This window comes from Dietzia sp. B19 (genome assembly GCF_014145155.1).
In the GTDB taxonomy this organism is placed as follows: Bacteria; Actinomycetota; Actinomycetes; order Mycobacteriales; family Mycobacteriaceae; genus Dietzia; species Dietzia natronolimnaea.
In genome coordinates this window covers 1-2,346 of sequence record NZ_JAALED010000092.1, presented here as the reverse complement: position 1 = coordinate 2,346, position 2,346 = coordinate 1, and the positions used below count along the sequence as shown (strand labels likewise).

The window sequence follows — 2,346 nt, the reverse complement described above, 5'->3', positions numbered from 1 at the left end:
TCCAGCCACAGCAGACCGAGCCTGCGTCGAGGGCGGACGGGCGCCCGGTCCGAGACCGGTTCCACCTCCCCTCGGGCGTAGGACTCCTCGGCGACGGGGGGCGGCGGGACCGCGTCGAGTCCCACCCTCGTGTGCATCCGTGTGGGGACGGGGCCGTCACCGTGGCCGAGCGCCTCGCCGCTCTCGCGATCGGCGGCGTCGAACTCCGTGGCACCGCCGGGCGCCGATCGCGCCGCGGCGGCGCGGGCCCGGGACCAGGACGACTGGTGGGGCGCCGGGACGACATAGGTGGGGAAGCGTCCGATCTCGGCCGCCCGGTCCAGGTCGTCGAGCATCTCCCCGGCATCCTGGTAGCGGTCCTCGCGGCTGCGTCGGGTCGCCCGGAGGATCAGGTGGTCGAGGTCCTCCGCCACGGAATCGGACTGGTCGGAGGGCGCCGGGACGTCGGTGTCCAGGCGCCGGTAGGCCACGGCGATCGAGTTGTCCCCGTTGAACGGGGGCTCGCCGGTGAGCATCTCGTAGGCGAGCACCCCCAGGGAGTACAGGTCGGAGCGCCCGTCGGTGTCGGCGCCGGAGATCTGCTCGGGGGAGAGGTAGGCGGCGGTGCCCATCACCACGCTCCGCGAGGTCGCCCTCGACTCGGCCACCGCACGGACGAGACCGAAGTCGGCGAGTTTGACCGCCCCGGTGGTGGAGATGAGGACGTTCTCTGGCTTGATGTCGCGGTGGACCAGCCCGGCCTCGTGGGCCTCGCGGAGTGCGCCGAGGAGGGGGCGGAGCACGGCGGCGGCGGCGTACGGGGGCATGGGTCCGCGCTCGTCCAGTAGTTCGCGCAGCGTGCCGCCCGGGACCAACTCCATCACGAGGAAGGCTGTGTCCCCCTCGACCCCCTGGTCGAAGACCTGGACGATGCCGGGGTCGGAGAGCCGCGCGACCGAGCGCGCCTCGAGGGTGAACCGGTCGACGAAGGCGCGATCGCCGGCGAGGGCGGGGTCCAACAGCTTGACGGCGACGTGGCGGTCCAACCGCTCGTCGGTGGCGAGGTGCACGATCGACATCCCGCCGCGTGCGATCACGGCGTCGAGCCGGTAGCGCCCGTCGAGCACGGTGCCCGGCCCTGGTAGCTGCCCGTCGTGAGTGGTCATGGAGTCCATTCTGCCCGTCGGCTCTGCCCGTCGGCGTCCCGATCTCGGTATGCAACCGTGCCGTGCGCCCCGCGGTGGTGACCGCCGGGCCCCGCTGGGACTAACGTGGTGGCCGTGAGTACCGTTCCGCACTGCGATGACGTCCTGCCCGGGGACGTCGAGACGATCAATCTGCCCGAGGTGTCGCGGCGACTGGGCATCCCGGTCACCCGTGTGCACGACCTCCTCCGTGAGGGGGGGTTGATCGCCGTCCGACGTGCCGGGGTGGTGGTGGTCCCCGCGGTGTTCCTGGACGACGACGACGAGGTGGCGCGTTTCCTGCCCGGACTCGTCTCGGTTCTCCGTGACGGGGGTTACCGCGACGAGGAGATCCTGCGGTGGCTCTTCACGGAGGACGACAGCCTGCCGGGTCGCCCCGCGGACGCGCTCCACGGTCATCGCGCGCGGGAGGTCATCCGGCGCGCTCAGGCGATGGCGTTCTGACCCTTCCGGTGGCCCGCCACCACCACCAGGCCACCGCCAGTGAGGCGAGCACCGCGATCCCGGAGAGCACGGGGCTGTAGAGGCTGGTCGATCCGTTCGGCCCTATCGCCATCACCAGGAACACGGTCATCCCGACCGCTGCCGTGGTGGCCCGGGGCCCCGGCCTCGCCAGCATCCAGAACGCGGCCACCCAGACGTAGTACCAGGGCCAGGCCAGCGAGTTGAGCACGACGAAGGCCAGCAACGCCAGCATGATGCCGCGGAGCGCCGTCATCCGGTCCCGGCGATGACGCCACCACACGGCCACCAGGACCACGGCGAGGACCACCCGCCCGACCTGCCGGGACACCGCGAGCACGTCCTCGAACCCGGGTGAGTCGGTGACCGCGTGGAACAGGTGCGCTGCCGCGGTCGGTGCGCTGAGGTAGTTGATCACCCTGTCGGACACGGCGATCGCGTCGAACCACCCGATCCCGGTACCGGAGGCGACGGTGGCCAGCCCGAGGACGGCCACCGCGATGGCGGCGGCCAGTGCCGTGTCCCCGAGGGCCCGGACCACCGGTCTGGTGACCGAGGGGTCCTCGCGCCGCCGGGTCAGCGCGATCCACAGCAGGAACGGGGCGACGATCACCGCGGTGGCCTTGAACGCCACCGCGATCCCGATCGCCGCGCCCGCCCACGCCCGGCGACCGTCGAGGGCCAGGACGACCGCCCCGAG

At 72.4% G+C, this 2,346-nt stretch carries 3 protein-coding genes; 1 reads left to right on the top strand and 2 read right to left on the bottom strand.

The features are described 5' to 3' along the window. The coding region (locus G6020_RS03700) for a protein kinase (protein WP_241732560.1) at positions 1-1,145 on the bottom strand (1,145 nt) is incomplete at its 3' end. A gap of 114 nt (positions 1,146-1,259) precedes the next feature. Between G6020_RS03700 and G6020_RS03695 the strand changes: the two genes are divergently transcribed. Next, complete coding sequence (locus tag G6020_RS03695) at positions 1,260-1,628, top strand: Rv2175c family DNA-binding protein (protein WP_179525049.1); 369 nt, start codon at positions 1,260-1,262, stop codon at positions 1,626-1,628. Here G6020_RS03695 and G6020_RS03690 read toward each other — a convergent pair. Then, positions 1,597-2,346: glycosyltransferase 87 family protein (locus tag G6020_RS03690; protein ID WP_182609694.1), on the bottom strand; the 750-nt coding region annotated here is incomplete at its 5' end. The genes G6020_RS03695 and G6020_RS03690 overlap by 32 nt on opposite strands.